Annotated in this window: 1 protein-coding gene; it reads right to left on the bottom strand. The window is 67.7% G+C overall.

Going from position 1 to position 1040, the window contains the following annotated elements; genetic code table 11:
• A partial coding sequence (locus tag FJ443_RS31400) for a DUF5801 repeats-in-toxin domain-containing protein (RefSeq protein ID WP_246681294.1) occupies positions 1–1040 on the bottom strand: 1040 nt, incomplete at both ends.

Raw genomic sequence — 1040 nt, 5'->3', positions numbered from 1 at the left:
GAGCCGCCCGAACCGTTGCCGGCCAGCGGATGCTGCAGCGACAGATATTGTGCCGTCGAGATATGGCCGGTCTGGTCGACCGAGACCGCGAAGGCGACAGCGCCCTTGTCGTTGGGTGTGCCATTGTTGTTGTCGACGCGGCCGACGATCAGATTGCCTTCCTTGAACAGCGAGATCTCGTGCCCGTCGGTCGTCTTCAGGCCCGAATCGGTGCCTGGCTCTGCAACCGAAAGGCTGAGCACGGCCGCGCGCGGCTCGTCCGTGCCGGGCAGCGAGCCGAACAGCACCACCGGCAGGTTGCCATGCGCATAGCCCAGGCTTGCCGTGCCCAGTCCAAGCGAATCGAACTGGTGCGCGACCGAGGCGCTGCTGGTGTCGTCGTTCTGGTTGCCCGCCGTCTCGTCATGCACGACCGACACGCCTGTCGCGGTGATGAACACCTGCGGCACGTCGTCGACCACGGTGACCGTCGCCTTGCCGGTCAGCGTGACCGTATCGCCGTCGCCGTCCTTGGCCTGGAACACCGAGCCGAGGTCGATGCCGGCCACGCTGCCGCTGCCCAGATGCGTCTGCAGCGCGGTGTTCTGGTCCGATGTTCCGGCCGCCGGTGCGACATGGTCGAGCTGGTCGAACTGGCGCACCACGAAGGCGCCGCTCGAGGCATTCAGCGTCACCGTCATCACGGTGCGGTCGCTAAGCCCGTTGTAAGCGCCGTTATGGTTGCTGTCGACAAAGCCGACCAGCGTGTTGCCCTGCATCGCCCAGCTCAGCTCGACGCCCTTCGACGACAGCCCGATGGCCGTCAGGTCTGCGGCCGCCGTGCCGGTGAAGCCGAAACCGCCGCCGGCGGCCGGGCCGTCGGCGCCGAAGTCGACAAGCCCGTTCAGCGAGCCGGATGCGATCGCCGCACCCAGCGGGAACTCCGTGCCCGAACCGTCGCCGGACCCGTCATAGGGCGAGGTTCCCTGCGACAGCAGGCTGGCAATGTCGTCCTCGTCGATCGTCACCGGCGCGGCATGGCCGCTCAGGACCTTCGGCCC

It is taken from the genome of Mesorhizobium sp. B2-6-1 (genome assembly GCF_006440475.1).
Taxonomy (GTDB): Bacteria; Pseudomonadota; Alphaproteobacteria; order Rhizobiales; family Rhizobiaceae; genus Mesorhizobium.
Note: the sequence above shows the minus strand (reverse complement) of the source record. Positions and strands in the feature narration are given on the sequence as shown.